The organism is Erwinia amylovora, assembly GCF_017161565.1.
GTDB classification, from domain to species: domain Bacteria; phylum Pseudomonadota; class Gammaproteobacteria; order Enterobacterales; family Enterobacteriaceae; genus Erwinia; species Erwinia amylovora.
This window is the reverse complement of sequence record NZ_CP066796.1, coordinates 1076208-1097083: the sequence shown is the minus strand read 5'-3', so window position 1 is coordinate 1097083 and position 20876 is coordinate 1076208. Positions and strand designations below refer to the sequence as shown.

General features: G+C 53.0%; 22 protein-coding genes, 1 other RNA gene, 1 pseudogene and 1 other annotated feature. Of the genes and pseudogenes, 12 read left to right on the top strand and 12 right to left on the bottom strand.

Features of this window, described 5'->3' with window-relative positions; translation table 11 throughout:
* Positions 1-11 precede the first annotated feature (11 nt).
* The 5 genes from recR to JGC47_RS05060 form a co-directional block, all read right to left on the bottom strand.
* Positions 12-617, bottom strand: a complete 606-nt coding sequence (recR, locus tag JGC47_RS05080; RefSeq protein ID WP_004156377.1) for a recombination mediator RecR — start codon at positions 615-617, stop codon at positions 12-14.
* Positions 617-946: a YbaB/EbfC family nucleoid-associated protein gene (locus JGC47_RS05075; RefSeq protein ID WP_004156376.1), complete on the bottom strand. Its 330-nt coding sequence runs from the start codon at positions 944-946 to the stop codon at positions 617-619. The genes recR and JGC47_RS05075 overlap by 1 nt, the downstream gene beginning before the upstream one ends.
* A gap of 55 nt (positions 947-1001) precedes the next feature.
* On the bottom strand, positions 1002-2933 hold the full coding sequence (dnaX, locus tag JGC47_RS05070; protein WP_004156374.1) for a DNA polymerase III subunit gamma/tau: 1932 nt from the start codon (positions 2931-2933) through the stop codon (positions 1002-1004).
* Positions 1602-1663: a sequence feature (DnaX frameshifting element), on the bottom strand. (Overlaps the previous gene by 62 nt.)
* Positions 2934-3159: 226 nt before the next feature.
* On the bottom strand, positions 3160-3711 hold the full coding sequence (apt, locus tag JGC47_RS05065; protein WP_004156372.1) for an adenine phosphoribosyltransferase: 552 nt from the start codon (positions 3709-3711) through the stop codon (positions 3160-3162).
* A gap of 160 nt (positions 3712-3871) precedes the next feature.
* Positions 3872-4243 carry a DUF454 family protein gene (locus tag JGC47_RS05060; protein WP_013035915.1) on the bottom strand — a complete coding sequence of 124 codons (372 nt, stop codon included), beginning with the start codon at positions 4241-4243 and terminating at the stop codon, positions 3872-3874.
* Between the two features lie 67 nt (positions 4244-4310).
* On the opposite strand from JGC47_RS05060, the gene priC reads away from it, so the two are divergent.
* The 3 genes from priC to rsmS all read left to right on the top strand — a co-directional run bounded on the left by priC (position 4311) and on the right by rsmS (position 5451).
* Positions 4311-4847, top strand: coding sequence for a primosomal replication protein PriC (priC, locus tag JGC47_RS05055; protein ID WP_004156369.1), 537 nt, complete (start codon positions 4311-4313; stop codon positions 4845-4847).
* Positions 4848-5017: 170 nt separating this feature from the next.
* Positions 5018-5263: a GlsB/YeaQ/YmgE family stress response membrane protein gene (locus tag JGC47_RS05050; RefSeq protein ID WP_004156367.1), complete on the top strand. Its 246-nt coding sequence runs from the start codon at positions 5018-5020 to the stop codon at positions 5261-5263.
* A 38-nt stretch (positions 5264-5301) separates the two neighbouring features.
* Positions 5302-5451, top strand: a complete 150-nt coding sequence (gene rsmS, locus JGC47_RS05045; RefSeq protein ID WP_004156365.1) for a pleiotropic regulatory protein RsmS — start codon at positions 5302-5304, stop codon at positions 5449-5451.
* Positions 5452-5458: 7 nt separating this feature from the next.
* On the opposite strand, the gene acrR is transcribed toward rsmS, so the two are convergent.
* Positions 5459-6097 (bottom strand): multidrug efflux transporter transcriptional repressor AcrR, encoded by a 639-nt coding sequence (acrR, locus tag JGC47_RS05040; protein WP_004156362.1) that lies wholly within the window; start codon positions 6095-6097, stop codon positions 5459-5461.
* Positions 6098-6230: 133 nt separating this feature from the next.
* Here acrR and JGC47_RS05035 point away from each other — a divergent pair, with 133 nt between their 5' ends.
* From JGC47_RS05035 to JGC47_RS05005, 7 genes and pseudogenes are all read left to right on the top strand, one after another.
* On the top strand, positions 6231-7424 hold the full coding sequence (locus tag JGC47_RS05035) for an efflux RND transporter periplasmic adaptor subunit (protein ID WP_004156355.1): 1194 nt from the start codon (positions 6231-6233) through the stop codon (positions 7422-7424).
* A 16-nt stretch (positions 7425-7440) separates the two neighbouring features.
* Positions 7441-10586 (top strand): annotated as a pseudogene (acrB, locus tag JGC47_RS05030) (multidrug efflux RND transporter permease subunit AcrB).
* Positions 10587-10733: 147 nt separating this feature from the next.
* Entirely contained in the window at positions 10734-11015 is a 282-nt protein-coding gene (locus JGC47_RS05025; RefSeq protein WP_004156350.1) for a type B 50S ribosomal protein L31, read from the top strand.
* Complete coding sequence (gene ykgO / locus JGC47_RS05020; RefSeq protein WP_004156349.1) at positions 11003-11149, top strand: type B 50S ribosomal protein L36; 147 nt, start codon at positions 11003-11005, stop codon at positions 11147-11149. Before JGC47_RS05025 ends, ykgO begins: the two co-directional genes overlap by 13 nt.
* 771 nt (positions 11150-11920) lie before the next feature.
* Positions 11921-12274, top strand: coding sequence for a hypothetical protein (locus JGC47_RS05015; protein ID WP_004156342.1), 354 nt, complete (start codon positions 11921-11923; stop codon positions 12272-12274).
* A 146-nt stretch (positions 12275-12420) separates the two neighbouring features.
* Entirely contained in the window at positions 12421-12810 is a 390-nt protein-coding gene (gene tomB, locus JGC47_RS05010) for an Hha toxicity modulator TomB (protein WP_013035913.1), read from the top strand.
* Between the two features lie 19 nt (positions 12811-12829).
* Positions 12830-13048 carry an HHA domain-containing protein gene (locus JGC47_RS05005; RefSeq protein ID WP_004156337.1) on the top strand — a complete coding sequence of 73 codons (219 nt, stop codon included), beginning with the start codon at positions 12830-12832 and terminating at the stop codon, positions 13046-13048.
* A 69-nt stretch (positions 13049-13117) separates the two neighbouring features.
* Here the strand turns inward: JGC47_RS05005 and ffs are convergent.
* Positions 13118-13214: signal recognition particle sRNA small type (ffs, locus tag JGC47_RS05000), an RNA gene on the bottom strand.
* Positions 13215-13347: 133 nt separating this feature from the next.
* Between ffs and JGC47_RS04995 the strand changes: the two genes are divergently transcribed.
* Complete coding sequence (locus JGC47_RS04995; protein ID WP_004156334.1) at positions 13348-13665, top strand: MGMT family protein; 318 nt, start codon at positions 13348-13350, stop codon at positions 13663-13665.
* Between the two features lie 22 nt (positions 13666-13687).
* Here the strand turns inward: JGC47_RS04995 and JGC47_RS04990 are convergent, their stop codons facing one another.
* The gene (locus tag JGC47_RS04990; RefSeq protein WP_004156333.1) at positions 13688-14245 is read right to left on the bottom strand and encodes a YbaY family lipoprotein; all 558 of its coding nucleotides are present in this window, start codon (positions 14243-14245) and stop codon (positions 13688-13690) included.
* A gap of 224 nt (positions 14246-14469) precedes the next feature.
* Here JGC47_RS04990 and tesB point away from each other — a divergent pair, with 224 nt between their 5' ends.
* Positions 14470-15330: an acyl-CoA thioesterase II gene (gene tesB, locus JGC47_RS04985; protein ID WP_004156324.1), complete on the top strand. Its 861-nt coding sequence runs from the start codon at positions 14470-14472 to the stop codon at positions 15328-15330.
* 74 nt (positions 15331-15404) lie between these two features.
* Here tesB and amtB read toward each other — a convergent pair whose 3' ends face one another.
* The 4 genes from amtB to JGC47_RS04965 form a co-directional block, all read right to left on the bottom strand.
* Positions 15405-16706 carry an ammonium transporter AmtB gene (gene amtB, locus JGC47_RS04980; protein ID WP_004172214.1) on the bottom strand — a complete coding sequence of 434 codons (1302 nt, stop codon included), beginning with the start codon at positions 16704-16706 and terminating at the stop codon, positions 15405-15407.
* Between the two features lie 17 nt (positions 16707-16723).
* The gene (gene glnK / locus JGC47_RS04975) at positions 16724-17062 is read right to left on the bottom strand and encodes a P-II family nitrogen regulator (protein WP_004156319.1); all 339 of its coding nucleotides are present in this window, start codon (positions 17060-17062) and stop codon (positions 16724-16726) included.
* A 277-nt stretch (positions 17063-17339) separates the two neighbouring features.
* Positions 17340-19094 (bottom strand): SmdB family multidrug efflux ABC transporter permease/ATP-binding protein, encoded by a 1755-nt coding sequence (locus JGC47_RS04970; protein ID WP_004156318.1) that lies wholly within the window; start codon positions 19092-19094, stop codon positions 17340-17342.
* Complete coding sequence (locus JGC47_RS04965) at positions 19087-20856, bottom strand: SmdA family multidrug ABC transporter permease/ATP-binding protein (RefSeq protein WP_004156317.1); 1770 nt, start codon at positions 20854-20856, stop codon at positions 19087-19089. Before JGC47_RS04965 ends, JGC47_RS04970 begins: the two co-directional genes overlap by 8 nt.
* Between the last annotated feature and the right edge of the window lie 20 nt (positions 20857-20876).

The following is a 20876-nucleotide window of genomic DNA, read 5'->3' as shown; positions in this document are numbered from 1 at the left end:
CATTTAATTGCTCAAAATTTGAACTTTTGACGCCCGACCAGTGAATGCGACAGCGTGGTGCCATCGACCATTTCCAGCTCTCCGCCCACCGGAACACCATGCGCAATGCGGCTGGCGTCCACGCCGTACTGTTCACACAGGCTGGCAATGTAGTTAGCGGTTGCCTCACCTTCCACCGTCGGATTGGTGGCGAGGATCACTTCCTGAATCGATTCCTTTTCCAGCCGCTGCTCCAGCCGGTCAAGGCCGATGTCATCTGGCCCGATACCATCCAGCGGCGACAGATGCCCCATCAGTACAAAGTAACGGCCAGCGAACTGCCCGGTTTGCTCAATGGCGTGGATGTCTGCCGGGCTTTCCACTACGCAAATCAGCCCATTTTGCCGACGCCGTGGATTAGCGCAAATGGTGCAAATGTCCTGTTCAGTGAAGGTCCGACAGTCGGCACAGTGTCCGATCTCCGACATCGCCCGCGTCAAAGCCTGAGCCAGGCGCATCCCGCCGCTACGATCGCGCTGTAACAGCTGAAAAGCCATGCGTTGAGCCGACTTAGGCCCAACGCCCGGCAGGCAGCGCAGCGACTCCATTAATGTTTCGAGGAGGGGGCTGGTTTGCATCAGAACGGCATCTTGAAACCAGGTGGCAGAGACATACCGTTTGATACCGTTGCCATTTTTTCTTTCTGTGCTTCAGCAATACGGCGGGCCGCATCATTAAAGGCCGCCGCCACTAAATCTTCCAGCATATCTTTGTCGTCTTCCAGCAGGCTAGGATCGACCTCAACCCGGCGACAGCTGTGGGAGCCGTTAATCGTGACCTTCACCAAACCGGCCCCGGACTCGCCGGTGACTTCCATCGCGGCGATCTCTTCCTGCACCTGCGCCATTTTATCCTGCATCTGCTGGGCCTGTTTCATCAGGTTACCCAATCCGGCTTTACCAAACATACGTTCTCTCTCTTTAGCTCAGGCCACATCATCTCTGTCAGAGCGATGCGGCGGTTTAAACAGGTCGGATACTGTCTTCGTCTACTTCGGCACCGAATAACCGGCACAGCGTCTGAATATGCGTATCCGTAATAATCGACTGACGCGCCTGCGCCAGCTTCTCCTGGTAAATCTTTTGCCGCCACTCCAGTGGCGTTAGCTCCGCAGAATTATCATCCTCTATCACGGTTAATTCAATAGGGCGTCCGGCTGCTTCACTCAAGGCTTCCTTCAGCGCTTTTTGCGCTGAGGGGGAATTAAGATGACGCTGGGCAGAGCGTAGATGCAGACAGATGCCGTTATCGATGGTCTCTTTCCAGGCATTTAACGCCAGCTGTTGCACCAGTTTCGGCAAGGTGAGCGCAGCGATTTCAGCCGCCCAGGCATCGCGTTCCAGCGATTCCGCCACCAGCTTAACGACCAGCTCCGGGTGCTTTTCATACTCCAACGCATTGCGCAACGCTTTGGGCGTTGCGCGCGGTTCCGTTTTCACTGCCGTAGGGTTTTGCGCTTTCCAGCGATAGGCTTCTTGTTTTATGGGAGCCACTTCGCCCGCGGTCTGCTGCTGACGCCGCTGCCCGCGCTCGCTGAATGCTGCCAGCCGCTCCAGTGATGAACTTGCCGGCCGCGCACTCTGCGCTGCCGGCTCACTCTTTTTTGACTTGCTCGCCCCCTGATGGCGCATTAACTGCGTTCGCGCCTGCAGGAGCTGGCTGGTGGCGTCCGATACCCCCTGAGACGATGGCACCTGCGGTGACGGCGGTGCCACCGCTTCGCTGCGCGTTTCACTCTGAGCGGATGCTTGCGCTGGCAAAGCAGCGGGCGTCATCGCCGGTCGCGCTATCGGTTCGGCAATCACCGCCTTAGGGTGGAAAGCCAGCGCACGCAGTAGCGTCATTTCAACACCCATGCGGCGGTCCGGCGCCAGCGATAGCTCTTTGCGCCCCATCAGCAACGTCTGGTAATAGAGTTGCACATCGGCGGGCGGCAGCACCCGGGCCAGTTCGCGCAGCCGCTGGGCTACAGCAGCCATGTCTTCACTCAACGCAGAAGGCAGCAGCTGGATCATCGCCACACGATGCAGCAGCGTGAGCATTTCTACCAGCAGGGCTTCCCACTCGACCCCACGCGTGGCCGCCTGGTTGACCAGCGCCATCACCTGCGCCCCATCGGCGTGAACCAGCGCTTCAATCAGCGCCAGCGGCTGTTCATCATCAAGCATCCCGAGCATGTCGTTGACGGTGGCAGTCGTGACCTGCCCCTGCCCCATCGCGATCGCCTGATCGGTAAGGCTCAGTGCATCACGCATGCTGCCATCAGCCGCGCGCGCCAGCAGCTGAAGAGCACGGCTTTCCGCGCTAATAGTCTCTGCGTGAAGAACATGCTGCAACTGACCACGGATTTGTTCCTGATCCAGCGCTTTAAGATGAAATTGCAGACAGCGTGATAAAATGGTGACCGGCAGCTTCTGCGGATCCGTGGTGGCCAACAGAAATTTAACGTGTTCCGGCGGTTCTTCAAGGGTTTTCAACAGCGCGTTAAAGCTGTGACGCGAAAGCATATGCACTTCATCGATCAGATAGACCTTAAAACGCCCGCGCGCCGGCGCATATTGTACGTTATCCAGTAGATCGCGGGTGTCTTCCACCTTAGTGCGTGAAGCAGCATCGATTTCAATCAGATCGACAAAGCGGCCCTGTTCAATTTCGCGGCAATTATCGCACTGCCCACAGGGGGTGGCAGTGATACCGGTTTCGCAGTTAAGTCCCTTCGCCAACAGGCGGGCAATGGTGGTTTTCCCAACGCCACGGGTGCCGGAAAACAGATAAGCGTGATGGATGCGGCCAAGGGACAAACCATTAGCCAGCGCGGTCAGCACATGTTGCTGTCCGACAACCTCGGTAAACGCTTGTGGACGCCACTTGCGGGCCAGTACCTGATAGCTCATTAAGACTTCATCATCGAGTGGAATAGGGTGTATTAGGGTTGTGGTAAACCAGTCCAGGCAACTATAACAGTTTATCGCCGTTGTCGTCTTATCGCTGTCACTTTATCACGCCCGGGCTGCGATTGGCCGGCAGAAGTCAGTCATTTTGACCGGGAAAAGAGAAGGATAACGGCAGCCGCCGGAAGGTGGAAAAAGACCGGGCCAGACAAGGCTGACCCTATCCCGGTTAGTGGCCAGGGAAGTTCACCAGGCTATAACTTTCAATGCCCTGTGCTTGCAGGCGAGCTTCGCCACTGAGGTCAAACAAGTTAATAACAAAAGCCGCATCCTTGACGCTGCCGCCTGCACGGCGGATCAGCTTCGCGGTCGCTTCAATGGTGCCGCCGGTTGCCAGCAAATCATCCACTACCAGCACTACGTCGCCCGGCTGGATCGCATCGCAATGCAGCTCCAGCGTATCGGTGCCGTACTCCAGCGCATAATCTTCGGCAAAGGTTTTACGTGGCAGTTTGCCCGGTTTACGCACGGGGACAAAACCGACTCCCAGTCCCAGAGCGACCGGCGCGCCAAACAGAAAACCCCGCGCTTCAGTGCCCACTACCTTGGTGATACCTGCATGACGATAGCGTTCTACTAACAGTTCAATGCTTAGCGCAAACGCTTTCGGGTCTTCCAGCAGGCTGGTGACATCACGGAAGAGGATGCCCGGTTTAGGATAATCCGGGATGCTTTTGATGCTGTTTTTTAGAAATTCAAGCTGCTGCGCAGTCGCGGTCATAATCTTGTGCCCGGTAAAAACAAATCTGACTCACGCAGCTTCATCTCACGCGGCAATCGCCGATGCGTGAAATTCAAACGTCGAGGGGAAGCCGCGTACGAAAACGACCAAATCTATGCAAAGCGCCGGCCAATTGCAACCGTATTCAGCAAAATCAGGGTTATTCATCTCCTGTATCATGCACCGGCAGTCGGATGATAAAAATAATCAGCGGGATGAGAATGGCGAGTAACAGGAGTCGGAGCCAAAAAATGTTGATCATCCACAGTGATAAAGCAAAGGTGAGCAAAATAAACAGGATTGCCTTGCCCTTAGCGCCCGGAGGCATGGCGTGGTGCTGCTGCCAGTAGCGCAGATAACGCCCAAACACCGAACGATGCAACAGCCAATCGTGAAAGCGCGGCGACGATCGGGCAAAGCACCACGCTGCCAGCAGTAAAAAAGGCGTGGTGGGCAGCAGTGGCAGGATAACGCCGATAGTGGCTAATATCATGGCTAACCAACCCAAAGTCATCAGAATGTAACGTCGCATGGCAAGCCCGCATAATTCAGAGTTAAATTCAGGTTATCATACCGGGATTAACGCCGGGGAGAAGCCAATGAAGAGCGTAGTTTTGTTGCAACAACTGGAAATTCAGCTCGAAAAGCTGGCGCTGGCCGTCGAGCCTCATGCCAATAAGCGTACGACACAGGCACGCTTCGACCATCAGTTGTTTCATTGCCACACCACCCGACTTGGCGATTATTTGCTGGAAGTACGCCAAACGCTGGCACAGTTAGCGCAAAGCGTGCGTGATAACCGCACTGAAAGCGTAGCGTGGATGGCCGAACGGGTGGTTTTACAAATGAGCGCGCTACAGCGTGAAGTCGCCACGCAAAAAATGCGCAGCAGCGAGCGCCGCCCGGCCCCAGTCAAAGAGAATTTGTACGAGAAGCTGGCGGAACATCAGGACTTTGAGCGCCGCCTGCGCGCCATGATCGGCGATCGTGAAAGCCTGTTAGCGCAGCAGGAAACGCTGATCCGGCAGCAGCACTTACAACGCGAACTGGCGGCGCTGGAAGGACGTTTGCAGCGTTGTCTGCAAGCTTTAAAACGAATTGAGCGCGCCATTGAAAACCGTGAACGTGGGTTATAATATAACCGAATAAGTCGCGTTGCAGGCAAAACGAAATGGTGTTTTGCACAGTACTGGCGCTGCCTCAAAGGGGGAAGGCCCGGGCGAAGTCGAGTAATACGCTGCCAACGTTCCTGCCGCCTGAAGTATGACGGCTATTAGCCTTTTATGACTGGAGCAGCGGTAATATTATGGGTCTGCTTACCTGGATTGTCATCGGCCTGCTGGTGGGTATTGTGGCCTGGCGCCTGTTCCCCGCCCGGGCCAGTGGGCTGGTCAGCTCGCTGGTACTTGCCGCCATCGGTGCGTTGATCGGCGGATATATCAGTAGTTACTTCGAATACGGTTCTCTGAGCGTTTTCGACACACATGCCCTGCTAATGGCGCTGGTCGGTGCGCTGATCATGGCCGGCGTGGGCAGAATTCTGCGCATCTAAAGCTTCAGCTTATGCAGTACATCTGATAAGGAGACCTTATGTCGCTGGAAACTGCGCCAGAAGAAATCAAACTAGCCGTTGATTTGATTATGTTACTTGAGGAAAATCAGCTTGACCCGGCAACCGTGCTGGCAGCCCTGGCTATTGTACAACGGGATTTTGAACAAAAGGTCATCGCATTGGCATAATTCGCCATCAGGCCGGTTTGCGCAAGGTTACGCTGTAGTTCAACATATCAATTAAGGTAGCCACCAGTTGCGCAGCATCTTCGGCCAGATCAAAGCTTTCCGGCATAAATAGCCAGTTTTCCATGATGCCGCTCACATAGCCGCGCATCACCACCGCGGCGCGTCGGGTATCCAGGTTTTCCGGAAGTTGCTTTGCTGCAATACACTCTTTCAGCACCTCTTCTATCTTTTCATAACATTCAAGATAGAGGTTTTGCTGCATCAGTTGCAGGGTGGTCATTTCACCCACGAACTCACATTTATGGTAAATGATTTCCATAAGCGCACGTCTTCTTGGGTCGGTGGCAGTCGCTTCAAACACATACAGAAGCATCGCACGCATCACGGAAAGTGGATCCTCCGGGTATTTTGATTGATACTCAAGTTCCAGTGCAGTCAAACCAGATTCGGACTGAGTCCAGATTTCATTGAGCAAATCGGTTTTATTTTTAAAATGCCAGTAGATTGCACCTCGCGTCACGCCTGCGCCTGCGGCAATGTCCGCCAGTGACGTATTAGCAACGCCATGTTCAGAAAAACGCTTGATAGCCGCATCTATAATGTGATTGCGCGTTTCCTGCGCTTGTTGTTTGGTATTTCGTGCCATAGCGGTATGATTTACAACGCTTCAGACTTACATACATTTGCGAATGTATGTACTATAGCACGACTAAAATTTAAACGCAGCAGTGGGTTTGTAATCCATTGAACAATCGATATCGGACATTCGAGGTTTATTTATGAACAAAAACAGAGGGTTAACGCCTCTGGCGGCCGTTCTGATGCTTTCAGGGAGCTTAGCGCTGACTGCGTGTGATAAAAAAGATCCACAGCAGACTGAACAGCAGCAGGCGCCAGAAGTAGGCATCATAACGTTAAAAAGTACCCCGCTTAAAATCACTACCGACCTGCCAGGTCGTACCTCGTCGTTCCGAGTCGCAGAAGTTCGCCCACAGGTTTCAGGCATTATTTTGAAACGCAACTTCGTTGAGGGTAGCGATATCAAGGCAGGTGAGTCTTTATATCAAATCGATCCGGCCACTTATCAGGCCGCATATGATAGCGCTAAGGGCGATCTGGCACAGGCACAGGCCAATGCGCAAATTGCTGCTACGACCGTAAGACGCTACAAACCCCTGATGGGGACTAAGTATATCAGCCAGCAGGACTACGACACGGCTGTCGCTACCCAGAGCCAGACGGCGGCTGCCGTTGTGGCGTCACGGGCAGCGGTAGAGTCAGCTCGTATTAATCTTGCCTATACCAAAGTAACCTCGCCGATCGATGGCCGAATTGGTAAATCTTCCGTAACCGAAGGGGCGTTGGTCACCAGCGCGCAAACTACCGCGCTGGCAAGCGTACAGCAGCTGGATCCTGTCTATGTTGACGTAACGCAGCCCAGCGAAGATTTTATGCGCCTGCGTGAAGAGCTGGCTTCCGGGAAGTTGCAGCAAATTAACGGAAAAGCTGAAGTTAAACTGCTGTTGCAGAGCGGTAGTGAATACGCTCAGAGCGGAGTATTAGAATTCTCTGATGTTACCGTTGATGAAACCACCGGTTCTATCACTCTGCGTGCCATCTTCCCCAACCCGGATCATCACCTGCTGCCGGGCATGTTTGTCCGTGCACGTCTGGATGAAGGCACCAACCCGAACGCGCTGTTAGTCCCTCAGCAAGGCGTAACGCGCACGCCAACCGGCCAGGCAACTGCTATGGTGGTCGGCCCGGATAACAAAGTTGAATCACGTAATCTGACCGCCGATCGGGCAATAGGTGATAAGTGGCTGGTGACTGAAGGTCTTAACGCCGGCGACCGCGTGATTATTACTGGTCTGCAGCGGGTGAAACCAGGTGCAACGGTGACACCACAGGAAGTCAGCGACGATGGCGCCAAAACTACGACTCAGGCGCAGTCTGAGAAACCGAAGTCTTAACAGGAGCCGCTGATACATGGCTAAGTTTTTTATCGATCGCCCTATTTTCGCCTGGGTTATCGCCATCATTGTTATGTTGGCGGGTACGCTGTCGATCCTGAAACTGCCGATTGAGCAATATCCTAACGTTGCTCCGCCGGCCATTGAGATCACGGCGACCTACCCGGGCGCCGATGCGAAAACCCTGCAGGACTCCGTCACCCAGGTTATCGAACAAAATATGAATGGCATCGACGGCCTGATGTATATGGGTTCCAGCAGCGACTCGTCAGGCACGCTGCAGCTTACCCTGACATTCGAGTCCGGTACTGATGCCGATATCGCTCAGGTGCAGGTGCAGAATAAGCTGCAGCTGGCAACGCCGCTGCTGCCCCAGGAAGTCCAGCAACAGGGGATCAGCGTACAGAAATCCTCCAGCAGCTTTCTGATGGTCGCCGGTTTCATTAATGACAGCGGCACCATGACGCAGAATGATATCTCCGACTACGTTGGATCTAATATCAAAGATCCGCTCAGTCGTGTCTCCGGCGTGGGGGATACCCAGCTGTTCGGGGCGCAATATGCGATGCGTATCTGGATGGACCCGCACAAGCTTAACAACTACCAGCTTACCCCGGTAGACGTTATTAGCGCGATTAACACGCAGAACGCCCAGGTAGCGGCGGGCCAACTCGGTGGTTCACCGCCGGTTAAAGGCCAACAGCTGAATGCCTCGATCATCGCGCAGACCCGTCTGACCTCGACGGAAGAGTTCGGTAAAATCCTGCTGAAAGTGAATGCTGACGGTTCACGCGTACGCCTGAGCGATGTGGCGCATATTGAGCTGGGCGGTGAAAATTACGAGGTTATTGCTCGCTATAACGGGCAACCTGCCTCGGGTTTGGGTATCAAGCTGGCTACCGGAGCAAACGCACTGGATACCGCGGCGGCAGTGAAAGCGGAGTTAGTTAAGCTGGAGCCGTTCTTCCCCTCAGGGCTGAAGGTGGTTTACCCGTATGACACCACGCCATTCGTCAAAATTTCGATCAATGAAGTGGTTAAAACTCTGGTAGAAGCTATCGTGCTGGTGTTCCTGGTGATGTATCTGTTCTTGCAGAACTTCCGCGCCACCCTGATCCCAACGATTGCGGTGCCGGTCGTATTGCTGGGTACTTTCGCCATAATCAGCGCTTTCGGGTACTCAATCAATACCTTGACGATGTTCGGGATGGTGCTGGCTATTGGCCTGCTGGTCGATGACGCCATCGTAGTGGTGGAAAACGTCGAGCGTGTCATGGCCGAAGAGGGCCTGTCGCCAAAAGAAGCCACGCGCAAGTCGATGGATCAGATCCAGGGTGCGCTGGTCGGCATCGCTCTGGTGCTGTCAGCGGTATTTATCCCGATGGCCTTCTTCGGTGGTTCTACCGGCGTTATCTACCGCCAGTTCTCGATTACCATCGTTTCGGCGATGGTGCTGTCGGTCATTGTTGCACTGATTCTGACCCCGGCACTCTGTGCCACTATGTTGAAGCCCATAAATAAAGGCGATCATGGCAAAACCACCGGTTTCTTTGGCTGGTTTAACCGACTGTTTGACAAAAGCACCCATCACTATACCGACAGCGTCGGCCATATTGTGCGCAGTACCGGTCGTTACCTGGTGATTTATCTGCTGATTGTGGTGGGTATGGCATTCCTGTTCCTGCGTCTGCCAACCTCCTTCCTACCGGAGGAGGACCAGGGGGTATTTCTGACCATGGCACAGCTGCCTGCTGGCGCAACCCAGGAACGTACCCAGAAAGTGCTCGACCAGGTAACGGATTACTACCTGAATAAAGAAAAGACGAACGTCAACTCGGTGTTTACCGTTAACGGCTTCGGCTTTGCCGGGCGCGGGCAAAATACCGGGCTGGCTTTTGTCAGTCTGAAGCCCTGGGATGAACGTTCTGGTGCCGAAAACAAAGTCCCGGCCATTACCGGTCGGGCAATGGGCGCACTTTCGGCGATCAAAGATGCGATGGTGATCCCGTTTAACCTGCCGGCTATTGTTGAACTTGGAACCGCCACCGGTTTTGACTTCCAGCTTATCGATCAGGGCGCCCTGGGCCATGAAAAACTCACCGCGGCACGCAACCAGCTGTTGGGGATGATTGCTCAGCATTCAGATACGCTGGTTGGTGTGCGTCCAAACGGGTTGGAAGACACCCCACAGTACAAACTGACTATCGACCAGGAGAAAGCTCAGGCATTGGGGGTTTCGCTGTCTGATATCAACACGACGCTCGCTGCCGCCTGGGGGGATCATACGTCAATGACTTCATTGACCGTGGCCGTGTGAAGAAAGTGTACGTGATGGGTGGTGCTCCATACCGCATGCTGCCAACTGACATTGGTAACTGGTATGTTCGCGCTACCAACGGCGAAATGGTGTCGTTTAACGCCTTTGCTTCCGCACAATGGGTTTACGGTTCACCACGTCTGGAACGCTATAACGGTCTTCCTTCGATGGAACTACTGGGCCAGCCGGCGGCGGGTAAAAGCTCCGGTGAAGCGATGAACCTGATGCAAGAGCTGGCGTCTAAGTTGCCAACCGGTATCGGCTATGACTGGACCGGCATGTCTTACCAGGAACGACTATCGGGTAATCAGGCTCCGGCACTGTATGCAATTTCATTGATTGTGGTGTTCCTGTGTCTGGCTGCGTTGTACGAAAGCTGGTCCATCCCCTTTGCCGTTATGCTGGTCGTACCGCTTGGGGTTATCGGCGCATTAATTTTCACCACTCTGCGTGGACTGAGTAATGATGTCTACTTTGTGGTAGGGCTGCTAACCACCATCGGGCTGTCGGCGAAAAACGCCATCCTGATTGTCGAGTTTGCTAAAGACCTGATGGAGAAAGAAGGAAAAGGCCTGGTGGAGGCAACGCTGGAGGCGGTGCGAATGCGTTTACGCCCAATCCTGATGACCTCACTGGCATTTATCCTCGGCGTGCTGCCGTTGGCGATCAGTAGCGGTGCCGGTTCCGGCGCTCAGAACGCCGTAGGTACCGGCGTGATGGGCGGCATGGTAACCGCTACGGTGCTGGCGATATTCTTCGTACCGGTGTTCTTCGTGGTAGTGCGCCGCCGCTTCAGTAAAAACAAAGATGATATTGAACACAGCCATCCTGTGGACAAACACTAATCGACAACCGTCGTGAGGAAGTAAGAGGCCGCCAGGGTTAACTGCGCGGCCTTTTTTTTGCCTTGAATATCCCCTTTGAGTGGTTGCAATTCAGGGATTGGCGATGCATACTTTTGGTTATATTATAACATATCAATTGAGGGAGTAATGAAACCGGAAATCCATCCTGTTTACCGCAAGGTCGTGTTCCATGACACAACGGCTGATGCTTATTTTGTTGCAGGTTCCACCACGACAACTGAACGAACCGTCCAGCTTGAAGGTGAAGCTATGCCCTGTATGCCGCTGGATGCTTCCTCCGCTTCGCACGTTTACTATACCGGCAAGCAGAAAAATTTTGCCAAAGAGAGCAGTGCTGCGCGCTTCAATCAGAGATTGAACCGTTTTCCTGACGCAATGAAAATAAGGACAATATTATGCAGGTTCTGAGCTCACTGGCGTCGGCCAAAAAACGCCACAAGGATTGCAAAGTCGTTCGCCGTCACGGCCGCGTATTTGTGATCTGCAAAAGCAATCCGCGTTTCAAAGCCGTACAGGGCAGAGGCGGCAAAAAGAAGCGTTGACTGTGAGCGTCCCGGCGCACAGGAACGTGCCTCACAGCTTCAAATCAAGGATAGCGCCAGCTGTCCTTTTTAATTTGCCTTATCGCGGTTTTTACAGGTTCGGGCGACTCAAAGCCACTGCACGGCCAGTAGCCCATCGCGACCTTAGAAACGGGAACAGTCTTTTTCAGTTCCCGGCCAGTGCGAAAGCCAGCGACCTGACAGTGTGGAACCGACAGGCTGGCCAAACCACTTAACGTATGGCACTAGCCTCGCCAGGCTTTAACAGTGATGATTTGATGTCGTCACTGCCACCCCACCGGGGCCTTTATGCGCCAGTTAAACTGACCAGCTGGTGCAGGGCTGGTGCCAGGCAGCTGTTGACCTGTGATAATTACCTGACGGATCGTCGTACCAACCAACTTATTGTTAGCAAAATAATGACCCTGTGATGCAAGGCCGGGCCGTTGCCCCCCACGACCGGAGATAAAAGGGTCACTCAGTCAGAATCACCTTTGAAAGGCGTTATAATATAACAATAAAATAACCCAGGCACGTTGGCAGGATAAACGATGAAATGTATCTATTTATTACGCCAAATTTCTCTTCCAACATCGACCTCTATATATAAATAAAACTCAACCGGCCCCTTATACCTGTTATGTAGGGAATACGGACAGGGGAATATTTAACCACCACATCATTGTGATAAGCTATACTGCAATTAACGGGTCGCCGGTTTAGCCATGTCTGGCAACTATCCTGGGTAAAAAATATCTCCGCGAGGAAAAAATGCACAAAACTTTACCAGTAAAGTACAGCCAAACTGATGTCGATCCGCTTGAATTAATGTCAGAAATCCGACAGTCAATTCCTAAAATAGAGACTGACCTGGTGGGTTCCCTTGAGTGGTATTCATCCGATGCGCGATATGTTCCCAACACTATCAGAATTATTTCTCTGGAACATTTAGGGCAATCGCGTTATAAAATGAACTATAGCTTTAGCTGGAACTTGTTCAATGCCTGTTTAGATATTGATGCGGTTGAAACAACCAATCAGTCGGTCAACTTTAGCTATAGTCCGAACGAACTGATTTTCGACTTTGTTGATAACCATCGCCAAACAACGTCAGACGAATTGTAATATTTAGTCATCACCGATACAGATAATTCATACCAGGTTATATTTGTACAGATGTTCATAGTCGCGTCGTAATTACCAATTCCAGGCACACTGAGTTTACAAGTGCGGCTTAATGGCATGTTTCGCGAGCTATGGAGGGAAAAATGATGGACGAATACTCACCGAAAAGGCATGATATTGCGCAGCTGAAATTCTTATGTGAAAACCTGTATGATGAAAGTCTGGCTACGTTAGGCGACAGCCATCATGGCTGGGTTAACGACCCCACCTCAACGAGCAATCTTCAGCTTAACGACCTGATAGAGCACATTGCAGCATTCACAATGAATTACAAAATCAAGCATATCGAAGACAGCGATCTGATAAGTCAAATTGATGAGTATCTGGACGACACCTTTATGCTTTTCAGCAATTACGGTGTCAACAATCTTGACTTACAACGCTGGCAAAAATCAGCGAAGCGATTGTTTAACATTTTTGCTAAAGAATGCGTAATGAGCCAGATCCAGTCCAGCCATTCATTTAGCAGCCCATAACTCTTTTTACGGTTTAATAATGACTGACAAACTTCTAACGAAAACTGACTACCTGATGCGCCTCAGGCGTTGTCGTTCAATCGATACACTTGAACGCGTGATTGAAAAGAACAAGTACGAATTATCTGATGATGAACTGGCTGTATTTTATTCAGCCGCCGATCACCGTCTTGCTGAACTAACCATGAATAAGCTGTACGACAAAGTACCGGTCGCTGTCTGGAAGTTTGTCCGTTAAAAACGTAAAAGGTGTTGAGAAGCAGAATAAAGAAGGCAAAGAGCTGGCTAAGGCAGAATTGGGTGGGGGCCCTGCCAGCTACATCCCGGCACACGCGTCGTCTGTTACGGCTGCTTCCTTCCGGACCTGACCGAGTTCACAAATTAGCGTTGCGGGAGAACCAACAGGGCCCCCATTGAACGCCCTGATTAATCAGAGCGCAGGCATTATCAATGATGCCCTTACCAATTGCAAGCTACCTCCTGATAACCGTTGTTTTCTTGCTCAATTTGCAATTTTATTCCCCGCCATGGAGCATCATGAGTTTGAAATCTGACAACTTCCAACAACGAATCTGGCAAATCATCGCCGCCATTCCTCATGGCTCGGTGGTAACATACGGTGACGTCGCCCTGCTGGCCGGTTCACCCCGCGCTGCTCGCCAGGTCGGTGGGGTACTGAAAAGATTGCCTGAAGGCAGTAAACTTCCCTGGCATCGGGTAATAAATCGTAAAGGGGAAATCTCGTTGGCTGGGGATGTTTTTGTCAGGCAGCGCCTGGCGCTGTTGAGCGAAAACATAGAAGTTTCTCTGGAGGGGAAAATCTGTCTGCAGCGCTACCGCTGGCAACGTTTGTAACGCCCCTTGCGGGGCGCTGTCATTAAAGCGATGTCGCAGCCGGAACGCTGGATGATGGGGTAATCTGAGTAGGTGACGTTAAAGGTACAGTGTTAGCCGCTCCACTTTGCGTCGGGATGGCGACTGAGGGGACCGGAACCAGCGTCAAATCCTGGCGCGTGCCGCCGCTGGTGACCACCTGCTTCACCGTATCGGTAATAAACAGCAACTTGCCATCTACCATCACTGCCGCACTTAACAGAATGCGCGCATTTGGCTTAATGTCTGCGGGATTGAACGGCAGGGTAAAGCGGAAAGGTGCCTGTGCCCCTTCTGTGCGCACTACCCGCTGCGCCAGGATTTTAGACGGTGCGTCAGCCAATGAGGCATCAGAAAGGGTGACCGTCAGTACCGCGTTGGGCGGCAGAGCGACTTTTTGACGGATCCATGCCGTACCGCTAACATTAGGCATTCTCAGCGTCGATGACTGCCCGGTGACCTGAGATCCCAGTGTAGGAGTTGGCACATTTGTGCTTTTATCGGCACAACCCGAGATTGCAACGGCCAGCGCTGCGCCACTTAATACTTGCCAGATTTTCATTAATCATTTCTCCTTAAACTCAGTGCTTACGGCAAAACATTGCCACTGATTGGCCAATTTTGACTACTTTGGTGAGTTTAATACTGGCACAAGTTGCTGATTTTTTCCTGTATATCGCTATTTTCATATTCAGGCCGTATTTGAACAGGTCGTACAACCGGTCGTTGAGACCATCTGGTCAGATTTCGCACACTGCAGTCATAAAACATATTGAGGAACCGGGTATGAGTCAGGCATTGCATAATCTGTTAATCCTGCTGGATCTGGAAAAGCTGGAAGAAGGCCTGTTTCGCGGACAGAGTGAAGATCTTGGTCTGCGACAGGTTTTTGGCGGCCAGGTGGTAGGCCAGGCGCTGTACGCCGCCAAACAAACGGTGCCGCAGGATCGCGTCACCCACTCATTTCACAGCTATTTTTTGCGTCCTGGCGACAGTCAGAAAACCATTATCTATGATGTGGAAAATTTGCGTGACGGGCAAAGTCTTAGCGCCCGCCGGGTGAAGGCAGTGCAAAATGGTCAGCCGATCTTTTATATGACCGCCTCATTCCAGGGCTATGAGAGTGGTTTTGAGCACCAAAAAACGATGCCCGAGGTCCCGGGGCCTGATGCACTGCCATCCGAGTCAGATATTATCCGCAAAATGGTGCAGCTTATCCCCGAAAAAGCCCGTAATAAGTTCTTAGCCGAGAGACCGTTTGAAATCCGCCCGGTTGAGTTCCATAATCCGTTGCAAGGCCACGTCAGTAAGCCGCTGCGCTATAGCTGGATACGCGCGAACGGCCCCCTGCCCCCCGACAAACGTATCCATCAATATTTGCTGGGCTATGCTTCAGATTACAATCTCCTTCCCGTAGCGCTGCAGCCACACGGTAAGGGGTTTCTTGAACCAGGCATGCAGGTTGCCACCATCGACCATTCGATGTGGTTCCACCGTTCGTTCGATCTCAATGAATGGCTGCTTTACAGCGTTGAAAGCACTTCCGCCTCTGGCGCCCGCGGCTTTGTGCACGGTGAGTTCTACAATCAGCAGGGCAGTTTGGTGGCTTCCACCGTCCAGGAAGGCGTCATACGTCAGAACTCTTGATGCCATGGTCGCATAAAAAAAGCGGGCCTTGAATGGCCCGCTTGATCGGTGACTTTCGCTTTTCATGCCAAAGACTAATTGTTATAAGCATTCTCGCCGTGGCTGTTGACATCCAAACCTTCGCGTTCCTGCTCTTCCGGAACACGCAGTCCGACGACTATATCCGCCACTTTGAAGCCGACGAAAGCCACCACCGCAGTCCAGACGATAGTCAGCCCAACGCTGAACAGTTGTACCCAGACCTGATGGCTCATGGTCACACCTTCGGCATAGCCCGTTCCGCCCAGTGAAGACGACGCGAAGACACCGGTCAGGATGCAACCAACGATGCCGCACACGCCGTGCACGCCGAACACATCACAGGGGTCATCAACACGCAGCCATTTTTTCAAGATGGTTACCCCCCACAGGCCAGCCAGCCCGCCGATCACACCAATAATTAACGCGCCACCAACCCCGACGTATCCACATGCAGGAGTAATGGCAACCAGGCCAGCGATAGCACCGGAACTGACGCCCAGCAGTGATGGCTTACCGCGCAGCGCCCACTCGCCGAAGGTCCAGCTTAGCATCGCACCAGCGGTCGCGATAACCGTGTTGAGGAAAGCAAGAGCGGCAATTTCATTAGCCGCGCTGGCGGAGCCGGCGTTAAAGCCAAACCAGCCAAAGTAAAGGATTGCCGTTCCGGTAAAGACCATCGGCAGATTATGCGGTTTAAAGGCTTCTTTGCCGAAGCCGGCACGTTTACCCACCAGATAAGCCCCGACCAAACCGGCAACGGCGGCGTTGATATGAACCACAGTCCCCCCGGCAAAATCCAGCGCGCCATCCTGAGCGAGGAAACCGCCGGCCCACACCATATGGGCAATGGGCAGGTAGGCAAAGGTCAACCAGATAACCACGAAGATCAGCACCGCAGAGAAACGGATCCGCTCAGCTACAGCGCCGACAATCAAACCGACGGTGATACAGGCAAAGGACGCCTGGAAAGCGATATGAATATACTGATAGAAAGACCCCATCAGCGCCCCAGGTGCGATATTTTTTAGCATCGCCCAGTTAAAGCTACCAAAGAATGCGTTGCCCTCGCTGAAGGCCAGAGAATAACCGTAGACCATCCACAATACGCACACCAACGCAAAAGTCATGGCAACCTGAGTCAGCATTGACAGCACGTTCTTGGCACGGATCAGACCGCCATAAAAAAGTGCAATGCCAGGAATAGTCATGAACAGTACCAGAGCAGTACAGATCATCATAAAGGCGTTATCCGCTTTGTCGGCGACTGCGGGTGCGGCAGCCATAGCCAGCGACGGTAAAAAGGTGGCCCCGGCGAGGCAGAAGTTAGCAATTTTTTTCATTTTATCCCATTCCATCTATTCTTAGCCCCGGATTACAGTGCGGCTTCGTCAGTTTCACCGGTACGGATACGGATGATGCGCTGCAGTTCTGCAACGAAAATCTTCCCGTCACCTATTTTTCCGGTGTAGGCCGCCTTGCTGATAACATCCACAACCTCATCAAGCTGGTCGTCCGCAATAGCGATATCAATTTTTACTTTTGGCAGGAAGTTCACGCTGTATTCGGCACCGCGATACAGCTCCGCATGCCCTTTCTGACGGCCAAAGCCTTTGACTTCAGTGACGGTGAGTCCCTGAATGCCGATAGACGACAGCGCTTCGCGCACGTCTTCCAGCTTGAACGGTTTGATTACCACGGTAACCAGCTTCATACGATCCCCCAGGGTTAAAATATGGCTGTGTCAGCAACATACATTTATTAAGCAAAGGCTGTGCCATATTTAATAAAATGAAGATTTCATGTAATCAGTCAATGTCGGGCTGAAAACTGGCTAAGACTGCATTTGGACGAAAATGAGGAATGGGTGAAAGGGGCAAGAGAAATGCACCAAAATAGTTCATAGCGCACTAAAATGATGCATTCCTTCTACCGACGGCGGTTTTCTCGCCTGAATTTGGTGCAGCAGCGTAATTATTACTGCCGGACTCTTATGACACCGCAAGCTGCACGCCTGCCAGCTGCAACCGATACATCTGCCAGTAGCGTCCGCGGGCTGCCAAAAGCTGCTGATGATTGCCGCGTTCAACCACCTGTCCGCGATGCAGCACCAGGATGGTATCCGCTTCGGTGATCGTCGATAGTCGATGGGCGATGACGACCAGCGTAGTGCGCTGACGAACCGCACGCAGCGCTTGCTGGACCGTTTGCTCGGTACCGGAGTCGATATTCGCCGTAGCTTCATCGAGGATAAGTATTTTAGGCGTCGAGATCAGCACTCGGGCCAGTGCTAACAGCTGCTTCTGTCCAACTGAAAGAGAGTTACCCTGCTCCCCCAATCGGGTATGAATACCCTCAGGCATGGAGCGCGCAAGCGCCGCCAGCTGCACCGTCTCCAGCACATCCCAAACCACATCCTCTCTGATCTCTCTTCCTAAAGTGATATTGGCGAAAAACGTATCAGCCAGTACCACCGGGTCCTGCTGAACCATTGCCACGCTGTTGCGTAGTGCGGCATGGCTGAGTGAGGAAAGCGGTCTGTTATCAAGCAGGATTTCACCGTCGCTCAACGGGTAGTAGCCCATCAGCAGGCTGGCAAGCGTGCTTTTACCGCTGCCGGTGTGCCCTACCAGCGCAACGAAATGCCGCGGCGGCACCGACAAATTGATATCCGTCAGCACCGGACGACCGCCGCGATAAGCAAACGTCAGGTCGCGAATGTCGATGCTGCCCCCACTGAGCGGCTGGATATCATTACCATAAGGCTGGTGGGGCGCATCCATCAGCTCGAAAATTCGCTCACCTGCCACCACCGCCTGTTGCAGCATCGATTGTTGGGTGGTCAGTTCAATCAGAGGCTCGTTGAGCCGGCCAAGATAGCTGATAAAGGCGTAAAGCACGCCGACTTCAATGGTTCCTGCAGATGAAAAACCATAAAGCATCATCAGCCCGCAGAGGATCAGCGCGGAAAACAGGCTGAGCAGCGGCCGCAGCAGGAAGCCGTCCAGGCGTAACGTCTGCATGCGCGCCAGATAGTGCGAGCGGCTGGCCTCGCCCATACGTTCGCCAAAACGGGCCTGCTGACGAAACTGCTGGATCACACTCATGCCGCTAATCACTTCATTAAAACCATTATTGATTTCGGCCAGATAACTGCGCACCCGACGCACAACAGGCGTGCTGCAACGCTGATATATCAGCATCACAGTTAGCACTGCCGGAAAAATGGCCACTGCCACCAGCGCCATGCGCCAGTCCAGACTGAACATTGCCACCAGCATCGCACCGACCAGCGCAGCACTGCGCAGCACGGTAGCTACCACGGTGACATACAGATCGCGCACCACTTCTGTATCGTTGGTTACCCGCGAGATAATTTGCCCGACCGGTTGATTGTCAAAAGCGCTTAACGGTTGGCGCAAAGCGGCATCCATAACCTCGGTGCGTAAACGCTGTACCACGCCAACCGCGGCCTGGTTAAACCGCAGCGCCTGCCAGTAATGTAGTATAGCGGCCAGCAGCTGTAGCAACAGGTAGCTGGTTATCAGCCCAGCCGCCAGCCCCAAAGGCATACGATGTTTCGCCACCAATTGGTCGATAAAAAAGCTGATCAGCACCGGCCCGAGCACTTCTGCCGCTGCGGCAATCCACAACATCAATACGGCCAGGCCAAGTGATTTCCGCCACGGCGCACCGTAGTAAAGCAGCCGCTTGATCGTCGGCCATAGCCGGGTGTTATTAGCCATGTGGCACTCCCTGTACGATGTTATCTTCATCTAACGCCGCTTCCAGCTGCTGATAGCGATACATTTCACCATACCAGCCTTCAGTGGCAAGCAGCTGTTCATGGTCACCGCGCTGGACTGCTGCACCATGCTGCAATACCAGAATTTCACTGGCTTCGGACAATGCCGAAAGACGATGAGCGCTGATAATCACCGTGCGTCCTTCTCCCCAGCGCCGCAAATTGTGTAAAATGTGCTGTTCAGTACGACCGTCCACCGCAGAAAGGGCATCATCCAGCAGCAGAATTTCTGTATTCAGCAGCAGCGCACGCGCGATGGAAATACGCTGTTTTTGCCCGCCGGAAAGCATTACCCCGCGTTCACCGACTTCCGTCTGGTAGCCCTGTGGCAAGCGCAGTATATCTTCGTGCACGTTAGCCAGTTGCGCCGCATACTCAATCTCGCTCTGCGTGGCAGCAGGACGACCTAAAGCAATATTGTTTGCCACGCTGTCAGAGAACAGGAACGGGGTTTGGCTTACCACCGCTAACCTGCTGCGCCAGGCGTCAAGACGCAACTGCGGCAGTGGGATGGCATGATAACGAATATCCCCTTGTTCAATATCAAAATGGCGCTGGATCAGACTGAGTAAAGTACTTTTCCCCGATCCGGTGGGGCCACACAGCCCCAGCATTTGCCCGGGTTTAATATTCACATTGAGGTTACGAAGCGCAGGCTGCTGCACACCAGGATAACTAAACTGCCGAATGGCAATTTGCAGCACCCCTCGCCCTTCCGGCAGCGACTTTTTACCATCGGCGACCACCGGCGCTTCGGACAACAGTGAGCGGATACGGCTCCAGGCAGCGCTGCCGCGTTCGACTATATTCAGCATCCATGCCAGCGCCAGCATTGGCCAAATCATCAAACCGAGATACATAACAAAACTGGTTAGCTGCCCAAGCGTCATCGAGCCATGCCAAACCATCCAACTTCCCCCACCAATAGCCAACAGGTTTGACAGGGCAATGGCGATATAGATAGTGGGGTCGAATCGTGCATCAATGCGCGCCACGCGCAGGTTTTTTTCCCCGGTATCCTGAGCAATGGCAGCGAACTGACCCGACTGATGGTCCTCTAAACCAAATGCCTTGATCATCCGGATACTGCTCAAACTTTCCTGGGTTTGGTCATTGAGTGATGAGAACGCGGCCTGTGCGCTTTTAAAACGATGATGTAACTGGTTACCATAATGTTTGGTCACCATTGCCATGATCGGCATCGGCAGCAGGGCCAACAGGGTGAGCTGCCAGCTGATTTGGCTGCTCATCACCACCAGTACCACTATGCCCATCACCAGAGAATCCACCAGTGTCAAAACGCCCTCTCCGGCGGCGAAGACGACCCGGTCAACATCATTGGTGGCCCGCGCAATCAGATCGCCAGTGCGGTGGCGCAAATAAAATTCAGGATGCTGACGGCTTAGCTGACGGTAAAAATCTTCGCGCAGTTCAACCGCCAGATGGTAAGAGGCACCAAATAACAGTATGCGCCAGACATAGCGCAGCAGATAGACGATTATCGCGGTGATGATCATCGCACCAATCCACATCATCAGCTGCCCGGTGCTCATGGCCTCATGGCTAACGCCGTCAACGATTTTGCCTACAACATAAGGTGGCAATAGCTGAAGTACAGCAGTGACGACCAGCAGTAGCACCGCACCGAGATATCGGCGCCATTCTCGCAAGAAAAACCAGCTCAGTTGGCTAAAAAGTCGCACTGGAACATCCTGAATATTGG

Bases quoted from the DNA above. Each gene is read 5' to 3' on its own strand.
- recR (WP_004156377.1), bottom strand. From the start codon at position 617: ATGCAAACCAGCCCCCTCCTCGAAACATTAATGGAGTCGCTGCGCTGC.
- JGC47_RS05075 (WP_004156376.1), bottom strand. From the start codon at position 946: ATGTTTGGTAAAGCCGGATTGGGTAACCTGATGAAACAGGCCCAGCAG.
- dnaX (WP_004156374.1), bottom strand. From the start codon at position 2,933: ATGAGCTATCAGGTACTGGCCCGCAAGTGGCGTCCACAAGCGTTTACC.
- apt (WP_004156372.1), bottom strand. From the start codon at position 3,711: ATGACCGCGACTGCGCAGCAGCTTGAATTTCTAAAAAACAGCATCAAA.
- JGC47_RS05060 (WP_013035915.1), bottom strand. From the start codon at position 4,243: ATGCGACGTTACATTCTGATGACTTTGGGTTGGTTAGCCATGATATTA.
- priC (WP_004156369.1), top strand. From the start codon at position 4,311: ATGAAGAGCGTAGTTTTGTTGCAACAACTGGAAATTCAGCTCGAAAAG.
- JGC47_RS05050 (WP_004156367.1), top strand. From the start codon at position 5,018: ATGGGTCTGCTTACCTGGATTGTCATCGGCCTGCTGGTGGGTATTGTG.
- rsmS (WP_004156365.1), top strand. From the start codon at position 5,302: ATGTCGCTGGAAACTGCGCCAGAAGAAATCAAACTAGCCGTTGATTTG.
- acrR (WP_004156362.1), bottom strand. From the start codon at position 6,097: ATGGCACGAAATACCAAACAACAAGCGCAGGAAACGCGCAATCACATT.
- JGC47_RS05035 (WP_004156355.1), top strand. From the start codon at position 6,231: ATGAACAAAAACAGAGGGTTAACGCCTCTGGCGGCCGTTCTGATGCTT.
- JGC47_RS05025 (WP_004156350.1), top strand. From the start codon at position 10,734: ATGAAACCGGAAATCCATCCTGTTTACCGCAAGGTCGTGTTCCATGAC.
- ykgO (WP_004156349.1), top strand. From the start codon at position 11,003: ATGCAGGTTCTGAGCTCACTGGCGTCGGCCAAAAAACGCCACAAGGAT.
- JGC47_RS05015 (WP_004156342.1), top strand. From the start codon at position 11,921: ATGCACAAAACTTTACCAGTAAAGTACAGCCAAACTGATGTCGATCCG.
- tomB (WP_013035913.1), top strand. From the start codon at position 12,421: ATGGACGAATACTCACCGAAAAGGCATGATATTGCGCAGCTGAAATTC.
- JGC47_RS05005 (WP_004156337.1), top strand. From the start codon at position 12,830: ATGACTGACAAACTTCTAACGAAAACTGACTACCTGATGCGCCTCAGG.
- JGC47_RS04995 (WP_004156334.1), top strand. From the start codon at position 13,348: ATGAGTTTGAAATCTGACAACTTCCAACAACGAATCTGGCAAATCATC.
- JGC47_RS04990 (WP_004156333.1), bottom strand. From the start codon at position 14,245: ATGAAAATCTGGCAAGTATTAAGTGGCGCAGCGCTGGCCGTTGCAATC.
- tesB (WP_004156324.1), top strand. From the start codon at position 14,470: ATGAGTCAGGCATTGCATAATCTGTTAATCCTGCTGGATCTGGAAAAG.
- amtB (WP_004172214.1), bottom strand. From the start codon at position 16,706: ATGGAATGGGATAAAATGAAAAAAATTGCTAACTTCTGCCTCGCCGGG.
- glnK (WP_004156319.1), bottom strand. From the start codon at position 17,062: ATGAAGCTGGTTACCGTGGTAATCAAACCGTTCAAGCTGGAAGACGTG.
- JGC47_RS04970 (WP_004156318.1), bottom strand. From the start codon at position 19,094: ATGGCTAATAACACCCGGCTATGGCCGACGATCAAGCGGCTGCTTTAC.